Below are 21,605 nucleotides of genomic sequence, written 5' to 3' on the forward strand. Positions count from 1 at the left end.
GGAGTCCACTCCAGGTCAACCGCTTGACATGGAGTGCGCTCCAGGTCTCAGAGTCTGCGCCATGAACATCGCACTGGGCACGATCCCGTTCGGCACCACCGTGGACCTGGACACCACTTTCGCGCTTCTCGACCGGTTCGTGGAGGCCGGCGGCACCAGGATCGACACGGCGAACAACTACCCGTTCTGGGTGGAGGGCCGCACGGGGGACGAGAGCGAGCTGGCCATCGGCGCGTGGCTGGCCGCCCGCGGCAACCGCGACGCGGTCGTCCTCAGTACGAAGGTCGGCGCCCGCCCCACCGTCGCCGGCGACCGCACGCTGGACTCGGCGGAGGGCCTGTCCGCGGCCGCCATCGCCCGGGGCGCGGAGGGCAGCCTCAAGAGATTGGGGACGGACTACATCGATGTGTATTGGTCGCACATCGAGGATCGGTCCGTCCCGTTCGAGGAGACTTTGCGGGCCTTCGACGAGCTGGCGCGGGCCGGCAAGGTGCGGGCCATCGGGGCCAGCAACATGCCGGCCTGGCGGCTGGAGCGGGCCAGGAACGTCTCGGGGGCGCGCGGCTGGCTCCCCTACACCCACGTCCAGCAGCGGCACACCTACCTGCGCCCGCGCCCGGGCACGAAGCTGCCCGAGTCGGGGCACCGGCTGGTGACGGACGACCTGCTCGGCTACCTGGCCGACGAGCCGGACCTGACGCTGTGGGCGTACAACACGCTGATGTTCGGCGCCTACACGCGGCCGGACCGGGCGATCCCCGAGATCTACGACCACCCGGGCACGACGCGGCGGCTGGCCGTCCTGCACGAGGTGGCCGGGGAGCTGGACGCGACGCCGAACCAGGTGGTGCTGGCCTGGCTGATGGCCGACGGGATCGTGCCGATCGTCGGGGTCTCCACGATGGAGCAGCTGGAGGAGGCGATCGGCGCGGCGGAGCTCAAGCTGGACGACGAGCAGCGCGCCCGCATGGACGCCGCCATGTAGCGCTCCTACGGCAGGTGGTCGGCCAGGTAGCGGCGGACCAGTTGCTTGCACTCGGCGATCAGCTCGGGGTCGCCGCCCGGATCGACGCGGAAGGCCAGCTTGAGCACCGCGTCGGTGGCCTCGACCGCCACCAGCAGCGCGCGGTCGAGCCCCGGGCCCGCGGGCGCGCCGAGCAGCTCCAGCGTCAGGGCGCGCAGGCGCTCGGCCACGACGACGTTGTTCTCCTGCGTCTCGTCGAGCGCCCGCTTGCCGCTGTCGCCGGGCGCGCCGAGCACCTCGCCGAAGTCGACGACGGCGAAGCCGGGGGTGGTGCGCTTCATGTCGACGAACTCGTCGATGGCCAGGTCGACCAGGTCGGTCCAGTGGCCGAGGTCGGCCGTGGGGATGCGCTCGGTGATGCGCTGCAGGAACGCCTCGAGGTTGCGCCGCGCCAGCGCCCCCACCAGCCCCTGCTTGTCGGGGAAGAACTGGTAGAACGTGCCGATCGGCACCTCGGCCCGGCGCGCGACCTCTTTCGTGGTCAGCGCCTCGTAGCCGACCTCGTCGAGCAGGAGCGCGCACTCGTCGAGCATGCGCTCCACGCGCTCGACGCTCCGGCGCTGAGCGGGTCGGCGGCGCAGGGTACTGGTCATGCCCCCATCCTTGCGCATTCGCGCCCGGATGAGTCAGAGTCTTTGACCTCGGACAAACATGAGCCACCCTCATAGGAGGCGGATATGTTCTGGTGGGGCACGGCCACGGCGGCGTACCAGATCGAGGGCGCCACCACCGAGGACGGCAGGGGTGCCTCCGTCTGGGACGTCTTCTCCCACGAGCCCGGCCGCACCAGGAACGGCCAGACGGGCGACGTGGCCTGCGACCACTACCACCGCTGGCCCGAGGACGTCGCCCTCATGCGCGGCCTCGGCGTCAACGCCTACCGCTTCTCGATCGCCTGGCCGCGCGTGCTGCCCGAGGGCTCCGGCCGGGTGAACGCGGCGGGGCTCGACTTCTACGACCGGCTGGTGGACGCCCTGCTGGCGGCCGGCGTCCAGCCGGTGCCCACGCTGTTCCACTGGGACCTGCCCCAGGCGCTGGAGGAGCGCGGCGGCTGGCTGAGCCGCGAGGTCAGCGAGCTGTTCGCCGCGTATGCCGCCACGGTCGGCGCGCGGCTGGCCGACCGCGTGCCGATGTGGATCACCCTGAACGAGCCGTTCGTCCATATGGCCTACGGCTACGCCATGGGCGTGCACGCCCCCGGCCGGGCCCTGCTGACCGATGCTCTGCCCGCCGCCCACCACCAGCTCCTCGGCCACGGCCTGGCCGTGCGGGCGCTCAGGGCGGCCGGCGCCCGCCAGGTGGCGCTGACGAACAACTGCACGCCCGTCTGGCCGGCCTCGGAGAGCGAGGCGGACGTGCGGGCGGCCGACGCGTACGACATCCTGCACAACCGGCTGTTCAACGACCCCGTGCTTCTCGGGAAATATCCGGATTTGTCGGCATACACGTCCGCGCTGGACTTCGTCCGTGACGGCGACCTGGAGACCATCGCCGCCCCGCTCGACGCCCTCGGCATCAACTACTACAACCCCACCCGCATCGCCGCCCCCACCGGTGACGGGCTCCCGTTCGACGACGCGGGCGTCACCGGCTACCCCACCACCGCGTTCGGCTGGCCGGTCGTCCCCGACGGCCTGCGCGAGCTGCTCACCGGCCTCAAGGCCCGGTACGGCGCCGCGCTCCCGCCCATCCTGATCACCGAGAACGGCTGCTCCCAGGAGGACGTCCCGGGCCCGGACGGCACGATCGACGACACCGCCCGAATCGACTACCTCGACGGCCACATCGCCGCCATGCGGCAGGCCATGGCCGAAGGGGTGGACGTGCGCGGCTACTTCGTCTGGTCACTGCTGGACAACTTCGAGTGGGCCGAGGGCTACGACCAGCGCTTCGGCCTCGTGCACGTGGACTTCGCCACCCAGCGCCGCACGCCGAAGCGCTCCTACCACTGGTACGCGCGGTTCCTGGAAGGTCAGAACACCGACACGTGAACGTGGTCGTAGTGGTTGGCGGTCACGCCGCCGCGGTCGGACATCGGGTCCCAGCCGCCGCCTGACCGGATGTCGTAGTAGCGCTGCTTCCAGATGATGTACATGACGCCCAGCCGGGGGCCGTTCTTGATCAGCCAGGCGGCCAGCGCGTCGCCGTTGGCCGCGTCGGAGCCGGTGGCCATCCGGCCGCCGCTCGACATCATGAAGTCGCAGGCCCGGCCCTTGCCGTGCTCGCCCGGGTCGCCGGGGCGCAGGCAGCCGACGCCGTACTTCATCGGGAAGTTCGCCATGATCTCGGCGCGGACGTTGATCATGCGCGGCGTCAGGCCCTCGGCGCCGCCCGGCTGCTGGAAGCCGTACTTCTGCAGCAGCTTCTGGATCTCGTCCTTCTTGTTCTGCAGCGCCTTGATCTCCTTGCGCATCTTCTCGATCTTCTCGCTGGCGTTGGCCTTCGCGTCGTTGTGCTTGTCGATCAGCTTCTTGATGCTCTCGACGCGCTGGGCCCGCTCGTTGGCCATGAACGTGAGGTTGGCGGCGCCGCCGAGCATGGCGTAGGGGTCGGCGTTGGGGGTGAGCAGCCGCACGCCGTCGAGGGGCCCGAACATGTAGGAGGTCTGGGCGATGCGGCTCACCTCGGCCTGGGCGGCCTTGAGCTGCGCCTCCAGGTCGCCGGAGGTGTCGGTGGCCTTCTTGGCCTGGACCCTGATCTCTTCGAGGCTCTGGATCTGGCCGCGGTAGAGCTCGTTCAGCCGGGCGGCCTGTTTGGTGAGTTTGCGCAGCTCGGCGGGGCTGGGGTCGGCCATGGCCGGCGACGGGGAGTGGAGTCCGAGCAGCCCGGAGAGTACGGCGACGAGAACGGCGAGCCGCCAGATTCTCACACCCGTCCCCTCCCCTCTAGACGGACCGAAACTATAGAAGATGATCTTGATCCCTGTCATCCGAACGGCCGAACTGCTGCACCTTTGGCGAAACTTATCGGGTTTTGTCCGAATCGCGCGGGACCCTCGCGCGCGGCGCGGCGGCACCCCGGCGCGCCGCGCACCGACCTCCTCTTGCATGCGTGGACAGAACATGATTCGGTCGCGTTGGGACATGCCGAAGACAAGCAAGCATTCGGTCAAGCAGGAGGCTCACGACATGCGCCAGCACGACACGCTGTTCATCGGGGGCGAATGGGTGGCCCCCGCGGGCACCGGCACGATCGACGTCATCTCCCCCCATACCGAGGAGATCGTCGGCCGGGTGCCGGACGGCACCACCGAGGACATGGAGCGCGCCGTCGCGGCCGCCCGGGAGGCGTTCGACCACGGGCCCTGGCCCCGCATGACGTTCGCCGAGCGGGCCGAGGTGATCGCCCGGCTGGCCGCCATCTACAACGAGCGCCAGAGCGAGATGGCCCAGCTCATCACCGAGGAGATGGGCTCGCCGATCACGTTCTCCAACCTCGCGCAGGCGCCGCAGCCGCTTGGCATGCTCCAGTTCTACGCCGAGCTCGGCCGGACGTTCGAGCAGGAGGAGCAGCGGCCCGGCCTGTTCGGCCCCATCACCGTGCGCAGGGAGCCCGTGGGCGTGGTGGCGGCCGTCGTGCCGTGGAACGTCCCCCAGTTCGTGACCATGACCAAGGTCGCGCCCGCGCTGCTCGCGGGCTGCACGATCGTGCTCAAGCCGGCCCCCGAGACGCCGCTGGACGCGTACCTGCTGGCCGAGTGGGCGGCCGAGGCCGGCGTGCCGGCGGGCGTGCTCAACATCGTCGTCGCCGGCCGCGAGGTCGGCGAGCACCTGGTCGCCCACAAGGGCGTGGACAAGGTCGCCTTCACCGGCTCCACCGCCGCCGGGCGGCGCATCGCCGCCGTCTGCGGCGAGCAGCTCAAGCGGGTCAGCCTGGAGCTCGGCGGCAAGTCCGCCGCGATCATCCTGGACGACGCCGACCTGGCCGCCAGCATGGGCTTCCTGTCGATGGCCTCCCTCATGAACAACGGCCAGGCGTGCGTGGCCCAGACCCGCATCCTGGCCTCCCGCAACCGCTACGACGAGGTCGTGGACGCCATCGCCGCCATGGTCGGCGCCCAGCCCGTCGGCGACCCCGCCGATCCCGCCACCGGCATCGGCCCCCTGGTCGCCAAGCGGCAGCAGGAGCGCGTCGAGGGCTACATCAAGCTCGGCATGGACGAAGGCGCCAAGATCGTGGTGGGCGGCCTCGACCGGCCGTACGACCGCGGCTGGTACGTCGCGCCCACCGTCTTCGCCGGCGTCAGCAACGACATGCGCATCGCCCGCGAGGAGATCTTCGGGCCGGTCCTCGCGGTGATCCCGTACGAGGACGAGGCCGATGCCGTCCGCATCGCCAACGACAGCGACTACGGCCTGGCCGGCACCGTCTGGACCGCCGACGCCGAGCACGGCATGGAGGTGGCCCGCCAGGTCCGCACCGGCACGTACGGCGTGAACTGCTTCATGCTGGAGACCAACGCCCCCTTCGGCGGCTACAAGGCCAGCGGCATCGGCCGCGAGCTCGGCCCCGAGGGCCTCAACTCCTACCTGGAGTACAAGACGATCGCCCGCCTGGGCTGAGCCGGGACACGAATGAGGGCCCCGCCACCCCTGGCGGGGCCCTCTGTACGGATGGTCACCCAGCGCGCCCCCGCGACGCTGGGCTACCGGCCGACTACAGCAGTATGTCCCACGTCCACCGCATCGACGGTTTCCTTCCCCAGAGACTTTCTCCCGGCGGTTTCCTGCCATCCGCCCTAGGTAGACGTGTTTCACTCAGGAAAAGTTCGAGGAGATCCATTTGCCGATCCGGCGGACGAGTTCGGGCGTCGCCGCCGACTCCGCGTGCCCGAATCCGGGCTCGATCCACAGCTCCTTCGGCTCCTTCGCGCCGTCGTAGAGCTGGCGCGCGTGATCCAGCGGGAAGAACGCGTCCGCGTCGCCGTGCACGATCAGCAGCGGCACCGGCGCGATCAGCCCGGCGGCCTCGTGCGGCGGCATCGGGACCGGGTCCCACTCGCCCCGCGCGATCCTGGTGCGCTTGGCCACGCGCGCCGCCCACCGCCCGACCGGCCGCTCGATCGCCCAGTGCACCTGCCGCATCGGCTTGGTCCCCCGGTAGTACCAGCGGGCCGGCCCGCTCACCGCCACCACGGCGTCCACCCCGCCGCGCAGCCCCGCGTGCCGGACGGCCACCGCCGCGCCCATGGAGAAGCCCACGACCGCGACCTTCGAGTAACCGATCACGCGGGCGTGCCTGACCGCGGCCTCCACGTCGAGGATCTCCAGGTCGCCCACCGTGGTCTCGCCGCCGGACCGGCCGTGGCCGCGGAAGTCGAAGGCGATGACGCCGCCGTACCCGCTCAGCACGTGCACGATGCGGCGCGCGGTGCGCTCCCGCCAGGACCCGGTGAAGCCGTGCGCCACCACGATCCCCACGTCCGTACGGGCGGAGGGCGTGTGCGCGGCGTCGATGCGGACCCCGTCCTCGGTCCTGAGCATGACGGGGAAGTTGGGCGCGAAAGGCATGGATATGAGGTTATGTCCGCTGCGCGTCGATGCCGTGCCCGGCCGCCCACACCGCGATCTGCGAGCGCGCGTCGAAGCCCAGCTTGTCCATGATGTTGGCGACGTGCCTGGCCACGGTGGCCGGGCTGATCACCAGCTCCGCGGCGATCGCCCGGTTGCTCAAGCCTTTGGTCAGCAGCAGCGCGATCTCCCGCTCCCTGGCCGTCAGCCCGCCGTACCGGGGCCCGACCCCCACCTCGATCGGAAGCGGCCCCTGCCCGTCCGCGCCGCCGCCCCCTTGCCCGGCCCGCCGCCGACCCCCTGCCCGGCCGCGCCGCCGGGCACGTGCGCGGCCTCGCTGTCGAGCACGTGCCGGGCCACCTCGTCCGGCGGCCACTCCATACCCCTGGCCCACAGCAGCGTCACCCGGCCCTCGCCGAGCTCAGCGCGGGCCAGCGTCAGCAGCTCCCGCACCCGCCCCGGCGGGCCGACCTGCCCGATCGACTCGCGCAGCGCGGTGGCGGCGGCCCCGGCCAGCACCGCCCCTCCAGGTCGCCCTGCGCCTGCGCCAGCGCCGACAGGGCCGACAGCGCCCGCATCACGCCCCTGCGCTGCCCCGCCTTCCTGCTCAGCTCCAGCCCGGCGGCCACGTGCTTCCTCGCGGCGGCCCGGTCGCCCAGGCCGGCCGCCACCCGGCCGAGCTGGGCGTGGCAGCGGGCCAGCTCGACCCGGTTGTCCATGCCCTCCAGCAGCGGCAGCGCGTCCGCGTGGCACGACAGGGCCGTCTCCAGGTCGCCCGCCGCCTCGGCCACCGCGCCGAGATGGGTCAGCGCCCTGGCCTGCGTCCAGTGGTGGCCCGCCTGCCTGCCCAGCGCCAGCGCCTCCTCGCCGTGCCGCCTGGCCTGCCGCAGCCGCCCCTGGAACAGCGCCAGGTTGAGCCGCGCGATCCGGGCCGTGGCCAGGTTGAACGGGTCGTCGTGCGCGCTCGCCGCCGCCTCCAGCTCCTCCATGTACCGCAGCGCCCGCTCCGTCCGCCCGGTGCGGAAGAACACGGTCAGCGCCACGCCGTAGGAGATGCCCAGCCAGTGCGTGTACGGATGCCGCTTCTGCTCCTCCACCCCCTGCACGATCAGCTCCTCGGCCCGCTCCAGCTCGTCGGCCAGCTCCAGCCCGTACGCCAGCGCCGCCGCGGCCACCGCCACCACGTCGTCGGGCACCTTGGCCAGGTCGAGCGCGAGCAGCCGCTCGTGCCACCCGACGCTCTCGCCCAGGTCGCCGCGCACGGCCAGGATCGCCAGCGCCGCCCGCGCCAGCCGCAGCCCGGTCACCGCGTCACGTGAGGCGACGGCCCAGTCGATCGCGGCCCGGCAGTCGTCGAGCAGCGTGCGGCCCCTGATGAAGTGCGCGAGCCGGGCCGGCCACGGCATCCGCGGCTCCAGCGAGCCGCCCTCGTAGCACCGCTCCATCTCCTCGCAGACGACCCGCAGGTGCCGGTCGCGCAGCCGGGCGACCTCGCCCACCTCCTCCAGGCGGTCGGCGGCGTACTGGCGGATGGTCTCCAGCAGGCGGTAGCGGCCGGCGCCGCCCTGGTGCAGCACCAGCGACTTGTCCACCAGCCCGGCCAGCAGGTCGAGCAGCTCGGCCCGGCGCAGGATGCCGCCGTCGGCGCACACCCGCTCGGCCAGCCCCAGGTCGAAGACCCCGGCGAACACCGACAGCCGCCGCAGCAGCACCCGCTCCTTGGGCGTGAGCAGGTCGTGGCTCCACTCCACGGTGGCCAGCAGCGTGCGCTGCCGGGCGGGCGCCGTGCGGTGGCCGGTGGTGAGCAGCGCGAACCGGTCGCCGATGCGGTCGGCGATCCGGCCGGGGCTGAGCAGGCCGGTCCTGGCCGCCGCCAGCTCCAGGGCCAGCGGCAGGCCGTCGAGGGCCCGGCACAGGCGTACGACGTCGGGCATGTGCTCCGTCACCGCCCGCGCGCCCGCCGCCAGCGCCCGCTCCACGAACAGCAGCACCGACTCGGCGTCGGGATGCCGCTCGTCGGGCAGCTCCAGCGGCGGCACCCGCCAGACCAGCTCGCCCTGGATGCGCAGCGGCTCCCGGCTGGTGAGCAGGAAACGCAGGCGGGGGCACTCGGCGATGAGCTGGGCGACCAGCTCGGCGCAGCGTTCGACCAGGTGCTCGCAGTTGTCCAGCAGGATCAGGGTGCTGGCGTCACGCAGGCGCAGCCGCAGGCCGTCGAGCAGCCGCCCGGGCAGCTCGTCGCGGACGCCGAGCACGCCGGCCACCTCGTTCACGACCAGCGCGGGATCTCCGACGCGGGCCAGCTCCACCAGCCACACGCCGTCGGCGAACCAGGGCCGCGCCTGCGCCGCCACGCGCAGCGACAGCCGGGTCTTGCCGATGCCGCCCACGCCGCTCAGCGTGATCACGCGTTCCGCGCGGACGAGCGCGCCCAGCTCGGACACGTCGCGTTCGCGGCCGATGAAGCGGTTGGGCTCCACAGGGAGGTTGTGCGGGGCTGGCACGGTCATCTTCGGGGCCCCAAGTGGTCGCGGCAGGCTCTCCTACGAGCCAAGTCTCCCCCGCGCCAGGGGCCGATGCGATCACTTTCCGTGCAGAGTCAGCGACCCGCCCGCTACGAATGTGAGGCGTTCACGTCGGCGGCGCCCAGGACGGGCACGAGCCGTTCAGGTCGGCGACGCTCATCACGATCCGCACCCGCGACTCCTCGGCCGCGTCGAGGGCCTGCCGGACGTCGGAGATCATCACCCGGGCGCCGCTCTCGTGGATGCGGTCGCGCAGCGTGGCGGTGTCGAGATCGGGCGGCAGGGGCCAGACGACGCCGCCCGCCGCGATCACCGCGTTGGTCGACACGAGCAGGTCGGGCCCGACGCGCAGGCAGATGAGCACGGTGTCTCCGGAGCGCACTCCCCTGCGCCGCAGCTGGACGGTCGCGACCGCGGATCTCTCGTCGAGCTGCTCCTCGGTGAGCTTCAGGCCGGTGCCTGAGTCCACCATCACGATGCGCTCATCCATGGGGCCCACCGTAGGGAGGGCGTCTCGTGCACACATGGGGCGGAATATGCAGATCCCTATGCAGAAGTCGGCACGGCTACGGGTCGTCCTTCTGGTGCTCGGTGGCCCAGACCGCGATCTGCGCCCGTGAGGTGTAGCCGAGCTTCTCCATGATGTTGGCGATGTGCCGGGCGACCGTCGCGGGGCTGATCACCAGCTCTTCGGCGATGATCCGGTTGGACAGCCCCCGGGTGAGCAGCCCGGCGATCTCCTGCTCGCGCGCGGTCAGCAGCGAGTGCCTGCCCGGCTCGGCCGCCACCGGGGCCTTGACCGGGGGCTTGCCCGTCACCCGCTCGCCCGACAGCACGTGGCGGGCGGCCATGTCGGGGCGCATCGTCTGGCCGCGCGACCACAGCGCGCTGGTGCGGCTCTCGCCCAGCTTCGTGCGGGCCCGGCCGAGCAGCTCCTCGATCCTGGTCGTGGCCGAGTGCTGCCCGATCGACTCGCGCAGCCCGGCCGCCGCCGCGGCGGCCAGCACGGCGCCCTCCAGGTCGCCCTCGCACTCGGCCAGCACCGACAGCCCCACCAGGCAGCGGGCCTCGCCCTGCCGCTGCCCGCCGGCCCACGCCAGCTCCAGGCTGGCCGACAGCTGCTCACGCGCGAGGCCGAACTCGTGCAGCATGGCCGCCACCCGCCCGATCCGCGCCAGGCACCGGGTCAGCTCGGGGTCGCCGCCCGGCTCGGCGCCGCCGCCCAGCTCGCGCAGCCAGGGGGCGGCCGTCTTGTAGTGCTCCTTGGCGGTGCTCAGGTCGCCCCTGGCCTCGGCCACCGAGCCGAGCTGGATCGCGGTCCGGGCCATCAGCCAGCGGTGGCCGTGCGCCCGCGCCCGCGCCAGCGCCTCCTCGCCGTGCCGCTGCGCCTCCCGCAGCCGGCCGCGCACCAGCGCCACCGCCGACAGCCCGAGCAGCCCGCCGCCTGGTTCCACGTGTCGCCGGTGCGGGTGGCCAGGGCCAGGCCCTCCTCCGCGTGGTGCAGCGCCTCATCGGCGCGCCCCATGCGCAGCAGCACGACGACCATGAGGCTGTGCATGACGCAGTGCGGGAACAGGTCGTCGCGCGACATCTCCGCCAGGCTCGCCTCCGCCGTCTCCAGCGCCCGGCCCAGCTCGTCGCGCGCCTCCAGCCCATAGGCGAGGTACGCCTTGGCGTGCGCGATCTGGTCGGCGGACACCCCGGTCAGGTCGAGCGAGAGCAGCCGCTCGATCCAGCCGACGATCTCCGTCACGTTGCCGCCGAGGGGCAGCAGCCCCGTGCTGGTGCGGCACAGCCGCAGGCCCGCGGGAACGTTCCCGGCCTCCACGGCCCAGTCGAGCGCCACGCGCTGGTCGTCGATCAGGTCGCGGCTGGCGCGCAGCGCCTCCAGCCGCCGCTCCCACGGCACGCCGGGCAGCACCATCTCGGTCATGAAGTGCCGCTCCTGCAGCTCGCACAGCACGTCGAGGTGGCGCTGGCGCAGGACCTCGCGCTCGCCGGCCTGGTCGAGGCGCTCGACGGCGTACCGCTTGATCGTCTCCAGCAGCCAGTAGCGCCTGCGGCTCTCGTCGCACAGCACGAGCGACTTGTCGACCAGCCCGCCGAGCAGGTCGACGATCTCGCCCTCGGGGATGGGCCGCTCGGCGCAGACCTGCTCGGCCAGGTCGAGGTCGAAATCACCGGCGAACACCGACAGCCGCCGCAGCAGCACCTGCTCCTTGGCCGAGAGCAGGTCGTAGCTCCACTCGACGGCCGCCAGCAGCGTGCGCTGACGGGGCGGGGCGGTGCGGCCCCCCGTGGTCAGCAGCGAGAACCGGTCGTCGATGCGGTCGGCGATCTGGCCGGGGCTGAGCAGGCTCGTACGGGCCGCGGCCAGCTCCAGCGCCAGCGGCAACCCGTCGAGCGCCCGGCACAGCCGCACCACGTCGGGCAGGCTCTCGGGCCCCAGCCTGGTGCCGGCCGCCGCCGCGCGGTCCATGAAGAGCTGCACGGACTCGGCCTCGGGCGTGGCCGGATCGGGCAGGTCGAGCGGCGGCACCCGCCAGATCAGCTCGCTGGGGATGCGCAGCGGCTCTCGGCTGGTGGCCAGGACGCGCAGCGACGGGCAGGCCGCGACCAGCGCGGAGACCAGTTCGGCGCACGTGTCGACCACGTGCTCGCAGTTGTCGAGCAGCAGCAGGCAGCGCTGGTCGCCCAGCCGGGCCGTCATGGTGTCGCGCAGCGGCCTGGCGCTCTCTTCGCGCACGCCGAGCACGCGGGCCACCTCCTGCTCGACGAGCTCGGGACGGCCGAACCTGGCCAGCTCCACCAGCCACACGCCGTCGGGGAACGACGGCAACAGCCCGGCCGCCACCTGGAGGGCCAGCCGGGTCTTGCCGATGCCGCCGACCCCGCACAGTGTCACCACTCGCGTCTCGCCGAACAGGCCGCGCAGGTCGTCGAGGTCGCGCTCGCGGCCGATGAACCGGTTGGGCTCTGCCGGAAGGTTGTGCCGGGGGGTATCTGGCATGTGCTCACCCTGCGTCGCGGAAGGATCACACTCTCCCACAGTGTCGCACTTTTCACAGGCCAAGCGAGCTCACGACCGCCCTTTCGTCGACGACCCGCAGAATGGGGTCGCCGAGCAGCCTCCTGGCCAGGTCGTACGGCGCCACGATCATGGTGGCCCGGCGTTCCTGGGCCAGCACGCGGCAGCCGACCAGGCTCGGCTCGTGGGCGACCACGACGTGGGCGCCGGCCGTCATCGCCAGATCGATCACCCGCAGCCCGCGGAACGGCTCGCTCACCGCGCTGATCACGACGTCGTCCTTGCCGACGACCAGCCGGGCGGCGAGCCGGCGCAGGTCGGTGGCCAGGTCGGTGTTGTCGAGCACGCGCACGCCGTCGAGGGTGAACGCCGGCCCGGCCAGCGGCCCGAACTCCACCGCGCCCGCCGTCAGCAGGTCGGCGAACGGCCGGGCCCCCGGCGTGGGGCGGAAGGCGAACACCTGGTCGACCTTCACGGCCTCGGGGTCGTAGCGGTCTTGGGCGATCATCAGCCGGGCGGTGCCGGTGGCCGAGAGCTCCGCCACCCCGCCGGCCCAGGCCACGGCGTGCACGGCCACGGGCAGGAACGCGCCGAGCGGCACGTTGACCAGCACGTGGTCGCCGTAGCGCAGGCCCTGGGCGCGCAGCCCGGCGGCGGCGCGGGTGACGCGTCTGGCGAAGGCGGAGTAGGACAGCACCTCGCCGGTGCGGACGTCGCTCACCGCCGGCTGCTCGCCCTGCATCGGTGCCGCCGCCATCACGAGCTCTGTCCAGGTCATGACGACAATCTAGGGACCGGGACCAAGATTGCCATGCGCACAAATGTGCAACCCCCTATGTAGGTGGGCCGCCGTTCCCGCCGTCTGCTCCTACAGTTGTCACCGGTCCTTGTTCTTCATCCGTCTGTACATCGTTCCTCACCCTGTCCGCTCCTGCCATCTGAGGGGATCAACTAGACTTAGTAGGTCGCGACTTCGCGCGGCCGCCCCCACGACACACAGAGCGAGACGTCATCATGCCTTTGAACAGCCGCGACGACCTGCGGAACATCGCGATCATCGCGCACGTCGACCATGGCAAGACCACGTTGGTCGACGCGATGCTCTGGCAGTCCGGGGCGTTCCGCGCCAACCAGGACGTCGACGACCGCGTCATGGACTCCAACGACCTGGAGCGCGAGAAGGGCATCACCATTCTCGCGAAGAACACCGCCGTCCAGCACGGCGGCATGACGATCAACATCATCGACACCCCGGGCCACGCCGACTTCGGCGGCGAGGTCGAGCGCGGCCTGTCGATGGTCGACGGCGTCGTGCTGCTGGTCGACGCCAGTGAGGGGCCGCTGCCGCAGACCCGGTTCGTGCTGCGCAAGGCGCTGGCCGCGAAGATGCCGGTCATCCTGTGCATCAACAAGGTCGACCGGCCCGACGCGCGCATCAAGGAGGTCGTGGACGAGGTCTACGAGCTCTTCATGGACCTCGACGCCACCGAGGAGCAGATCGACTTCCCGATCGTCTACGCCTCGGCGAAGGCGGGCCGGGCCTCCATGGAGCGCCCCGCCGACGGCGGCATGCCCGACTCGGAAGACCTCGAGCCGCTCTTCGACATCATCAAGTCGACGATCCCGGCGCCCACCTACGACCCGAGCGCGCCGCTGCAGGCGCACGTCACCAACCTCGACGCCTCCTCCTACCTGGGCCGCATCGCGCTGTGCCGGATCCACCAGGGCGTGCTGCGCAAGGGCCAGCAGGTGGCCTGGTGTCGCACCGACGGCTCGATCCAGAAGGTCAAGATCACCGAGCTGCTCATGACGGAGGCGCTGGAGCGCAAGCCGGCCGAGCAGGCCGGGCCCGGCGACATCATCGCCATCGCGGGCATCCCCGAGATCATGATCGGCGAGACGCTGGCCGACCCCGACGACCCGCGCCCGCTGCCGCTCATCACGGTCGACGAGCCGGCCATCTCGATGACCATCGGCACCAACACCTCGCCCCTGGTGGGCAAGGTCAAGGGCTCGAAGGTGACCGCCCGCATGGTGAAGGACCGCCTGGAGAAGGAGCTCGTCGGCAACGTCTCGCTGCGCGTGCTGCCCACCGACCGGCCCGACGCCTGGGAGGTGCAGGGCCGCGGCGAGCTGGCGCTGGCCATCCTGGTGGAGCAGATGCGCCGCGAGGGCTACGAGCTGACCGTCGGCAAGCCGCAGGTCGTCACCAAGGTCATCGACGGCAAGGTGCACGAGCCGGTCGAGCGCCTGACGGTCGACTGCCCCGAGGAGTACCTCGGCGCGGTCACGCAGCTCCTGGCCGTCCGCAAGGGCCGCATGGAGCACATGACCAACCACGGCACCGGCTGGATCCGGATGGAGTTCGTGGTGCCGGCGCGCGGCCTGATCGGCTTCCGCACCGAGTTCCTCACCGAGACGCGCGGCACGGGTCTGGTGCACCACGTGTTCGACTCGTACGAGCCGTGGTTCGGCGAGCTGCGCACCCGCAACAACGGCTCGCTGGTGGCCGACCGGTCGGGCCCGGTGACCGCGTTCGCGATGCTCAACCTCCAGGAGCGCGGCGTGCTGTTCGTCTCGCCGGGCACCGAGGTCTACGAGGGCATGATCGTCGGCGAGAACTCCCGTTCCGACGACATGGACGTGAACATCACCAAGGAGAAGAAGCTCACCAACATGCGCTCCTCCACCAGCGAGGAGACGGAGAAGGTGATCCCGCCGCGCGTGCTGTCGCTGGAGCAGGCCCTGGAGTTCATCCGCGAGGACGAATGCGTGGAGATCACCCCTGAGGCCGTGCGCATCCGCAAGGTCGTGCTCGACGCGGCCACCCGTGGCCGCGCCGCGGCCCGCGCCAAGCGCGCCTGACGGAGCCGCCGGAAATCTTCACCGGAGCCGCGCTTTGCTCGCTTTTTTGCGAACAAAGCGCGGCTTTCTGGTAAGTGCGGGAAGTAAGTACCCCGGCTCCGCCACGTGCGATGGAAAGGCTCTCCCGGGTCACGCCGTAAAGAAAAGTTGTCATGGGAGCAGCTGTAATCACACCGTGACCCTACGAGATAGAACAATGGCGCATGCCGGAGAATCATCCAAATTGTGGGAAAGCTCCGGATGGCAATCGCGTTCGGGCTGGCGCTGGTGTCGTTGGGGGCGATCGTTTGGTGCACCGTTGCAGCCAGACCGGTAGCGGGCCCTGCCCCGCCGAAAGGCACCGCAGGTCCCAACCCGTGGGTGGCCGCGGCCACCCGCGCCGACCCCGACGTGCGCTGGGCCCGCAGGGCCACCACGGAGGTGTCGATCTCCAGGGCGAGCAGGAGCGACCTGGAACCGGTCCCTGAGGGCCGGCTCGACCCCCGCCAGCGGCACGTCAAGGTGACCGTCAAGCACCGGCTGCAGCTCGCCCCGCGCGACACCCTCATCGAGGCGTTACGCCAGGGCGGTGGCTTCCCCGGCACGCTGCAGCAGGTCACCGACGCCGCGTTCGGCGCCATCAAGGTAGACGGCCCCAGCCTGGCCCCGACGACCCGCCTGGCGCCGACCCTCATCTCGGAAAGCGGCCGGACCACGGCCGAGTTCACCGTGACGCTGCTGCGCCAGCTCCGGCCCGACCAGCTGCTGAAGCTGGGCTTCGAGGAGCCCAAGGCGTTCCCGCTCATCGTCACCAGCCGCTCCATCACCGTGCTGCCCGGCGAGTGGAGCGTGCTGCGGCTGGAGGGCATCACGCCGGAGCAGGAGGAGGCCGAGCGGCTGGCGTTCACCGTCGGGGCGTACCCGGTGAGCCTGACGCTCGCGCCCGACTCCTTCGGCTTCCCCGACGTGGTCGTCCAGGAGGACTTCTCGTGGGCCACCGCGCTCGGCGTGCTCACCGCGATCGCGCTGGCGATCTACCTGCTGCGCTCGCTCGGCAAGGGCTGGTGGGCCAGGCTCGCCAACAGGGAGCTGTTCTTCGGGCTCGCACTGGCCGCGCCCGCGCTGCTGATCCCGCTGTTCGCCGAGGACTGGTCGGTGGTGGCGTACGTCATCCTCTTCATCGCCGTGCCCCTCCTCGCGCTGCGGCACGCCAGCCGCGTGCTGCCGACCAGCCCGCCGTGGGACACCCGTGACCTGCTCGTCGTCACCGGCGCCGGCGTCGCGATCGGGCTCGGCATGCTCGCCTGGTCGTGGCTGCACGGGCAGCAGTCCGGCCAGGCGCTGCTGGCCGGCGGGGCCGTGGCGGCCGTCGCCGCGGCCGGCTCGGCGATCGCGTTCAGCGTGGACCTGGGGGTACGGCCGGTCGTCGTCCGCCTGGCGGTGCTGTCGGCCGAGGCCGCGATCGGGCTGCTGGCCCTGGCCCTGTGGCTGCGGGCGCTGGCCGGCGGGGTGTACCCGCCCGACAGCATCCGGCTGGTGCTCGCGCTGAGCTGGGCGCTGATCCCGATCTCCGCGCTGGCCGTGGCCACCAAGCAGTGGAAACGCCAGACCGTCGTGGGCGCCGTGCTCATCAGCCTGCTCGTGCAGGGCTGGCCCACCGAATGGCTGGACTCGGGGTCGTGGAGCCTGGCCGTCCAGCAGGACGAGCCGCGCATCGGCAACCTCGTGCTCAGCCCGATCGTGCGCGGGGTGATGGGGCTGCTGCTGCTCGGGTTCGTGATGCTGGTGCTGCGGCTGCGGCGGCTGGGCGCGCAGCTCTCCGCGGTCGACAATCCCGTGGCCGAGTCGACCATGATCTGCGTGCTGATGGTGCTCTACATCACGCCCAGCGGCAGCACCACGCTGGCCGACATCGACGTGCCGCTGCCGCTGCTGGCCATCACCTCGCTCGTGGCCTGGGCGACCGCACAATGGCTGCTCACCGGCCCCCGCATGGCCATCCCCGAGCCGGTCAACCTGGAGGAGCACCGCGCCCTCATCAGGGCCGCCCTGCACAAGCGGCTGCTGCTGGTCGCCGAGCAGGAGTTGTACCGCGTCGGGCGGGCCAGGATCGGCGCGGGCGAGCTGACCATGGCCGACTTCGACCAGCAGCACAACGCGCTCGAAGCGGCCATGAACCGGCACGGCCGGCACCCGGAGACCGCCTTCGCCACCTCCGCCGGCTGCTCGCCCTGGTACAACGGCATCCACGCCTTCACCGTCAGCCTGCTGCTCAGCCTGCCCTTCGCCCTGGTCTACGGCTGGCCGGAAGGGGTGGACCTGACCAGCTTCATCTTCGACGGGCGCTACCTGATCACGCTGCCCGCCTTCGGCTTCCTGTTCGGCTACTTCTACCCGCGCATCCGCGGCACCCAGCCCATGACCAAGGCCCTGCACCTGACCGCCGCGGCGCTGCTGACCGAGCTGTCGGGCTACCTGTCCACCCTCGCCGAGCCGGACATCGGGGCGTTCGACAAGACGCAGGTCGTGGCCATCGTGGTGGGGCAGGTCATGATGGTGTGCATCGGGCTCGGACTGTTCTGGGAGTGGCGCATCATGCACCTGGCCGGGGAGCCGTGGGCGCGGGTGCGCAACCTGCGCAGCATCCGCAGCCTCGCGGCGCCCACGCTGGCGCTGGTGCTGGCGGCGGGCACCACGGCGGCGTCCTCGGCCGCCGGGCAGACGGTGGACCGGATCCTCAAGGGCGACCAGATCGTCACCATCACCACCCCCCGCACCGGCCCGTAGGGCGCGCCAGGTCAGCGGCGGGGCAGCTCGCTGCCGCGTACGTGCGTGGACAGCCACTCCACCAGCGGCCCGAACGCCCGCCACGCCCGCTCCACCCGCGCCCGCACCTCGGGGGTGTGCACCCACTCCTGCGGCTCGAAGCGCTTCCCCGCGTAGAGCGAGCGGTGCCGCAGCAGCTCGATGCGCGGATGCTCCTCGCCGAACCCCCGTGGCCGCGTCTTCAGCCGGTCGCCGCCCAGCTCGTAGCCCTGGTCGGCCAGCGCGCCCGTGATCGACTCCAGCGGCTTGCCGGACAGGTCCTCGTCGACCGCCGCGCGGTAGCGGGCGATCTGGTCGGCGGCCGTGGAGTAGACGCCGCCCGCCACGAACAGCCCCGCGGCGCTGATCTCGACGTAGAGCCCGATCGCCGGCATCACTTCCACGAACGCGCCCTGATGCGTCTTGTACGGCGCCTTGTCCTTGGAGAAGCGCACGTCGCGGTAGGGGCGGAAGAGGTGGGCCGGCCCGAACTCGGCGGCCAGCTCGTCGGTGAGCGCCAGCATGGGCGCCCGCACCGCCTCCTCGTAGAGCTGCTTGTGCCGGCCGAAGTAGGTCTTGGAGTTGTCCGCCTCCAGCCCTTCGTAGAAGAGGAACGCCTCGTCGGGAAAGCCGCTGAAACCCATGCCGTCAAGAGTGCCACGCGCCACCGACAGCTCAGCGCCCGGTGGGAGTGCGCTCGGTGTAGGTGCGGCCGGGCGCGGGCGTCCTGCCGTACAGCTCGGAGACGGTGACGAACGTGTAGCCCTTCCTGCCGAGCGTGTCGAGCAGCGCGGGCACGGCCTCCACGGTCGTGCGGTGGATGTCGTGCAGCAGGACGATGGAGCCCGGCTTCGCCTCCCCGGCCCGCCTGGCCACGGTGGTGGCGACGCGGTCGCGCCAGTCGAGGGTGTCGACGTTCCACAGGATCTGGGCGAGCCCTTCGCGCCGGGTCTCGGCCGCCACCTCGTCGTCGGTGGACCCGTACGGCGGCCGCATCACCCGCATCCGCACCCCGGTGAGCCGCCGCACGATGTCCTCGGTGTGCTTGAGCTCCTTCTGCAGCGCCTCGTGGGACAGCTCGGCGAGCGGCGGGTGGCTCCAGGAGTGGTTGCCGATCTCGTGGCCGTCGCCCACGATGCGCCGCACGATCCGGCCGCCCTTGTCGGCGGCCACCATCTGCCCGATGACGAAGAACGTGGCCCGCACGTCGCGCTGCCGCAGCAGGTCGAGCAGCCGCCAGGTGTACTCGCCCGGCCCGTCATCGAAGGTCAGGGCCACGCACTTGAGCCGGGCGCAGTCGAACTTACGGCTGCGCGGCCAGCCCGGCTGCATCGCCCTGAGCCGTTTGGCGAGCATCACGGGATCGATGACGACCGGCCTGGCCGCCGCGGTGTGCACTCTGGCCTGCTGGCGGCGCGGCACCGACTGTGTCACGCAGCTCACCAGGGCGACCAGGGCCAGCGGCAGGGCCCATACGCGCATGCTTCCCCCCGAAACGCCGCATGCGGGGGCCTACGGATAATCCTGGACCGGTGCCCCCCGCAGCTCCCTGGCCAGGTCATCCCACCAGAGTGGGATATCCGCCTGCAATTCCTGGTAGCGGCGCGCCACGCGCATGGCACATCCGACCGGATCCGTACCCAGATGCCGACGTTTCACCGGCCCTTCCTGCCACCGGTAAAAACCATCCCTGTAGCGGACGACCAGGCCGATCCAGACCGAGATGGTCTCGTCGTCGCCCACCTCGTAAGCGGTGGTGACGCCCAGACCATGAAGCTCCGCATGGAGTTTCTCCGTCGCCGCTCGGGCCTCACTCACACGCCACCCCCTGCCGACGTTTCACAGCGGCGCGGTGATCGCCGCGGGCGTTCACCGCATACAAGGGATGTACCCAACAACGGGCATCAGCCGTCCAAGACATGGAGTAATCATGAAACTCCGGGGGGTGATCCGGGGCGCGTTCGCGCTCATTGCTCACGCGAGTCCTCGCGAGTTCAGAGGATAGCGGGAGTGATGGGCTCACGTGACACGGCGGCGCCCAGCGCGCTTCTCACGCATGCGCACTCATGGCAGTGGCGCTCATGACCGTTGCGCGGCGCTGTGGCGCTTGCTACGTTTCGCCCGTGCGCCCTGAGCGGGCACGTTCCGATGGCGAGTCGTTGAAGCACGTGGCCGTGCCGTACGACTCCGATGAGGCTTTTCTGGAGCTGGCCGTGCCGCACGTGCGCACGGCGCTGCGGGAGGGCCGGCAGGTGCTGGTGATCACCTGCCCGGCGAAGCTGGCGCGGCTGCGCGAGGCGCTCGGGCGCGAGGCGGACCTCATCGACAGCCGGCTGTCCACCTCCTGGTACGACCACCCGTACCGCACGCTGGCCGCCTACCACGAGTACACGAGGGGCCGCCGCACCCTCGTGATCGGCGAGCCCGTCTGGGCGGGCCGCAGCCGCCGCGAGATCAGGGAGCTCATCCGCTACGAGTCGGTGATCAACGCCGCGTTCCGCGCGACGGCCGCGATCATGTGGTGCCTGTACGACCTGCGCCACGTGCCCGGCGGCGTGCTCGACTACGGCCCGGTCAACCATCCGGTGCTGCTCGGCGCCGACGGCGAGATGGCGAGCAGCCGGTTCGTCGAGCCGCACGAGCTGGTGCTGCACGACGACCGCGAGCCGCTGCCCGAGCCGCCGGCGACCGCCGAGACCGTGCGCTTCACCGCCAGGGAGCTGAAGCGCCTGCGCCAGACCGTCGGCGACTACGCCAGGGCGGCCGGCATGGACCGCAACCTCATCACCTCGCTGGTGATCAGCGTGTCCGAGATCGCCGCCAACAGCGTCGAGCACGGGGCCGGGTACGGCACGATCGCGATGTGGGTCGGCGACGGCGAGCTGGTCTGCGAGATCGCCGACCCCGGAGGCGCCCTCGACGACCCGTTACCCGGCTACATACCACCAGAGCCCGAGTCCCCTCGGGGATACGGGCTCTGGATCAGCAGGCAGCTCTGTGACCTGGTGGAGTTGCGCGCGGAGGAGGGCCTGTTACGGGTCCGCCTGCACCTGGGCATGGGCTCCTAGGCGGCACGCTGCGCGGGCAGGCGCACGGCGCCCTCCTCGCGGGCGTACTCCTCAAGCATGCCGCGGAGCTGGCGGCGGCCACGGTGCAGCCGCGACATCACGGTGCCGATGGGCGTGCCCATCCGCTCGGCGATCTCCTTGTAGGCGAACCCCTCGACGTCGGCGAGGTAGACGGCCACGCGGAAGTCTTCGGGCAGCGAGCGCAGGGCGTTCATCACGACGCTGTCGGGCAGCCGGTCGAGCGCCTCGGTCTCGGCCGAGCGCAGGCCGGTCGAGCTGTGCGACTCGGCCGCGTGCAGCTGCCAGTCCTCGATCTCCTCGGCGGCCGACAGCTTGGGCGAGCGCTGCTTCTTGCGATAGTCGTTGATGAAGTTGTTGGTCAGGATCCGGTGGAGCCACGCCTTGAGGTTGGTGCCCTCGCGGAACTGGTGGTACGACGTGTAGGCCTTGGCCACCGTCTCCTGCACCAGGTCCTCGGCATCGGCTGTGTTACGGGTCAGGCGCATGGCGGAGGCGAACAGCTGCGACGTCACGGGCACGACATCGCGCTCGAACCAGTCCTGACGCTGCTCATCGGTCATAGTGATCAATTCATTCCCCCTTGCGCTATCCCCCGTTTTCGGCACAAGCCGCCTGACGGCGGTTCCATCTTCGCAAGCCCCTGCTAAGGGACGCGTTAGAGACTCCGCCTTGGTCAGAAGGGGTTGATCGTCCATCTGCTCGCGGCGTGCGTGGTCACGTCCACGGCCGGACAAGTCTCATTATCATAACACTACCCACCCAATTTTGTAGGAATAGTGG

The 21,605-nt window shown here is 71.3% G+C and carries 20 protein-coding genes; 6 read left to right on the plus strand and 14 right to left on the minus strand.

Going from position 1 to position 21,605, the window contains the following annotated elements; all coding sequences use genetic code 11:
• Positions 1-61 precede the first annotated feature (61 nt).
• The gene (locus KIS93_RS23755) at positions 62-985 is read left to right on the plus strand and encodes an aldo/keto reductase (protein WP_080045578.1); all 924 of its coding nucleotides are present in this window, start codon (positions 62-64) and stop codon (positions 983-985) included.
• A gap of 5 nt (positions 986-990) precedes the next feature.
• On the opposite strand, the gene KIS93_RS23760 is transcribed toward KIS93_RS23755, so the two are convergent.
• A complete protein-coding gene (locus KIS93_RS23760) occupies positions 991-1,617 on the minus strand; it encodes a TetR/AcrR family transcriptional regulator (protein WP_080045577.1) in 627 nt (208 codons plus the stop codon).
• A gap of 84 nt (positions 1,618-1,701) precedes the next feature.
• Here KIS93_RS23760 and KIS93_RS23765 point away from each other — a divergent pair, with 84 nt between their 5' ends.
• Positions 1,702-3,015, plus strand: a complete 1,314-nt coding sequence (locus KIS93_RS23765; protein ID WP_080045576.1) for a GH1 family beta-glucosidase — start codon at positions 1,702-1,704, stop codon at positions 3,013-3,015.
• Here KIS93_RS23765 and KIS93_RS23770 read toward each other — a convergent pair.
• Complete coding sequence (locus KIS93_RS23770) at positions 2,997-3,893, minus strand: coiled-coil domain-containing protein (RefSeq protein ID WP_080045575.1); 897 nt, start codon at positions 3,891-3,893, stop codon at positions 2,997-2,999. The genes KIS93_RS23765 and KIS93_RS23770 overlap by 19 nt on opposite strands.
• Positions 3,894-4,152: 259 nt before the next feature.
• On the opposite strand from KIS93_RS23770, the gene KIS93_RS23775 reads away from it, so the two are divergent.
• Positions 4,153-5,586, plus strand: a complete 1,434-nt coding sequence (locus KIS93_RS23775) for an aldehyde dehydrogenase (RefSeq protein WP_080045574.1) — start codon at positions 4,153-4,155, stop codon at positions 5,584-5,586.
• A gap of 195 nt (positions 5,587-5,781) precedes the next feature.
• Here the strand turns inward: KIS93_RS23775 and KIS93_RS23780 are convergent, their stop codons facing one another.
• The 8 genes from KIS93_RS23780 to KIS93_RS23805 form a co-directional block, all read right to left on the minus strand.
• Entirely contained in the window at positions 5,782-6,534 is a 753-nt protein-coding gene (locus tag KIS93_RS23780; protein WP_230465828.1) for an alpha/beta hydrolase, read from the minus strand.
• 10 nt (positions 6,535-6,544) lie between these two features.
• On the minus strand, positions 6,545-6,769 hold the full coding sequence (locus tag KIS93_RS65570) for a response regulator transcription factor (protein ID WP_246005355.1): 225 nt from the start codon (positions 6,767-6,769) through the stop codon (positions 6,545-6,547).
• The gene (locus KIS93_RS65575) at positions 6,739-7,053 is read right to left on the minus strand and encodes a hypothetical protein (protein WP_246005356.1); all 315 of its coding nucleotides are present in this window, start codon (positions 7,051-7,053) and stop codon (positions 6,739-6,741) included. Before KIS93_RS65575 ends, KIS93_RS65570 begins: the two co-directional genes overlap by 31 nt.
• Positions 6,972-9,044 (minus strand): ATP-binding protein, encoded by a 2,073-nt coding sequence (locus tag KIS93_RS23790; protein WP_186404408.1) that lies wholly within the window; start codon positions 9,042-9,044, stop codon positions 6,972-6,974. The genes KIS93_RS65575 and KIS93_RS23790 overlap by 82 nt, the downstream gene beginning before the upstream one ends.
• Positions 9,045-9,165: 121 nt before the next feature.
• Positions 9,166-9,549 (minus strand): AMP-binding protein, encoded by a 384-nt coding sequence (locus tag KIS93_RS23795; RefSeq protein WP_186404409.1) that lies wholly within the window; start codon positions 9,547-9,549, stop codon positions 9,166-9,168.
• Between the two features lie 76 nt (positions 9,550-9,625).
• Positions 9,626-10,477, minus strand: a complete 852-nt coding sequence (locus KIS93_RS23800; RefSeq protein WP_335673918.1) for a LuxR C-terminal-related transcriptional regulator — start codon at positions 10,475-10,477, stop codon at positions 9,626-9,628.
• A complete protein-coding gene (locus tag KIS93_RS65580) occupies positions 10,387-12,069 on the minus strand; it encodes an ATP-binding protein (protein WP_246005357.1) in 1,683 nt (560 codons plus the stop codon). The genes KIS93_RS23800 and KIS93_RS65580 overlap by 91 nt, the downstream gene beginning before the upstream one ends.
• Before the next feature lie 52 nt (positions 12,070-12,121).
• Positions 12,122-12,865 (minus strand): AMP-binding protein, encoded by a 744-nt coding sequence (locus KIS93_RS23805; RefSeq protein ID WP_155129187.1) that lies wholly within the window; start codon positions 12,863-12,865, stop codon positions 12,122-12,124.
• Between the two features lie 236 nt (positions 12,866-13,101).
• Here KIS93_RS23805 and typA point away from each other — a divergent pair, with 236 nt between their 5' ends.
• Together typA and KIS93_RS23815 are read left to right on the plus strand one after the other, a co-directional pair.
• Entirely contained in the window at positions 13,102-14,952 is a 1,851-nt protein-coding gene (gene typA, locus KIS93_RS23810; RefSeq protein WP_080045569.1) for a translational GTPase TypA, read from the plus strand.
• A 360-nt stretch (positions 14,953-15,312) separates the two neighbouring features.
• A complete protein-coding gene (locus tag KIS93_RS23815; RefSeq protein WP_186404411.1) occupies positions 15,313-17,718 on the plus strand; it encodes a hypothetical protein in 2,406 nt (801 codons plus the stop codon).
• 11 nt (positions 17,719-17,729) lie between these two features.
• On the opposite strand, the gene KIS93_RS23820 is transcribed toward KIS93_RS23815, so the two are convergent.
• Genes KIS93_RS23820 through KIS93_RS23830 form a run of 3 tightly spaced genes read right to left on the minus strand, consistent with a single transcriptional unit; the run spans position 17,730 to position 19,554 of the window.
• A complete protein-coding gene (locus KIS93_RS23820; protein ID WP_080045568.1) occupies positions 17,730-18,380 on the minus strand; it encodes a DUF2461 domain-containing protein in 651 nt (216 codons plus the stop codon).
• Between the two features lie 31 nt (positions 18,381-18,411).
• Positions 18,412-19,218 carry a polysaccharide deacetylase family protein gene (locus tag KIS93_RS23825; protein WP_080045567.1) on the minus strand — a complete coding sequence of 269 codons (807 nt, stop codon included), beginning with the start codon at positions 19,216-19,218 and terminating at the stop codon, positions 18,412-18,414.
• 30 nt (positions 19,219-19,248) lie between these two features.
• Positions 19,249-19,554 (minus strand): hypothetical protein, encoded by a 306-nt coding sequence (locus KIS93_RS23830; RefSeq protein ID WP_080045566.1) that lies wholly within the window; start codon positions 19,552-19,554, stop codon positions 19,249-19,251.
• A gap of 350 nt (positions 19,555-19,904) precedes the next feature.
• Here KIS93_RS23830 and KIS93_RS23835 point away from each other — a divergent pair, with 350 nt between their 5' ends.
• Positions 19,905-20,804 carry a sensor histidine kinase gene (locus KIS93_RS23835; protein ID WP_246005418.1) on the plus strand — a complete coding sequence of 300 codons (900 nt, stop codon included), beginning with the start codon at positions 19,905-19,907 and terminating at the stop codon, positions 20,802-20,804.
• Here the strand turns inward: KIS93_RS23835 and KIS93_RS23840 are convergent.
• A complete protein-coding gene (locus KIS93_RS23840; RefSeq protein WP_168021809.1) occupies positions 20,801-21,385 on the minus strand; it encodes a sigma-70 family RNA polymerase sigma factor in 585 nt (194 codons plus the stop codon). The two genes, KIS93_RS23835 and KIS93_RS23840, sit on opposite strands and share 4 nt — an antisense overlap.
• Positions 21,386-21,605 lie beyond the last annotated feature (220 nt).

It is taken from the genome of [Actinomadura] parvosata subsp. kistnae (genome assembly GCF_900323885.1).
In the GTDB taxonomy this organism is placed as follows: domain Bacteria; phylum Actinomycetota; class Actinomycetes; order Streptosporangiales; family Streptosporangiaceae; genus Nonomuraea; species Nonomuraea composti.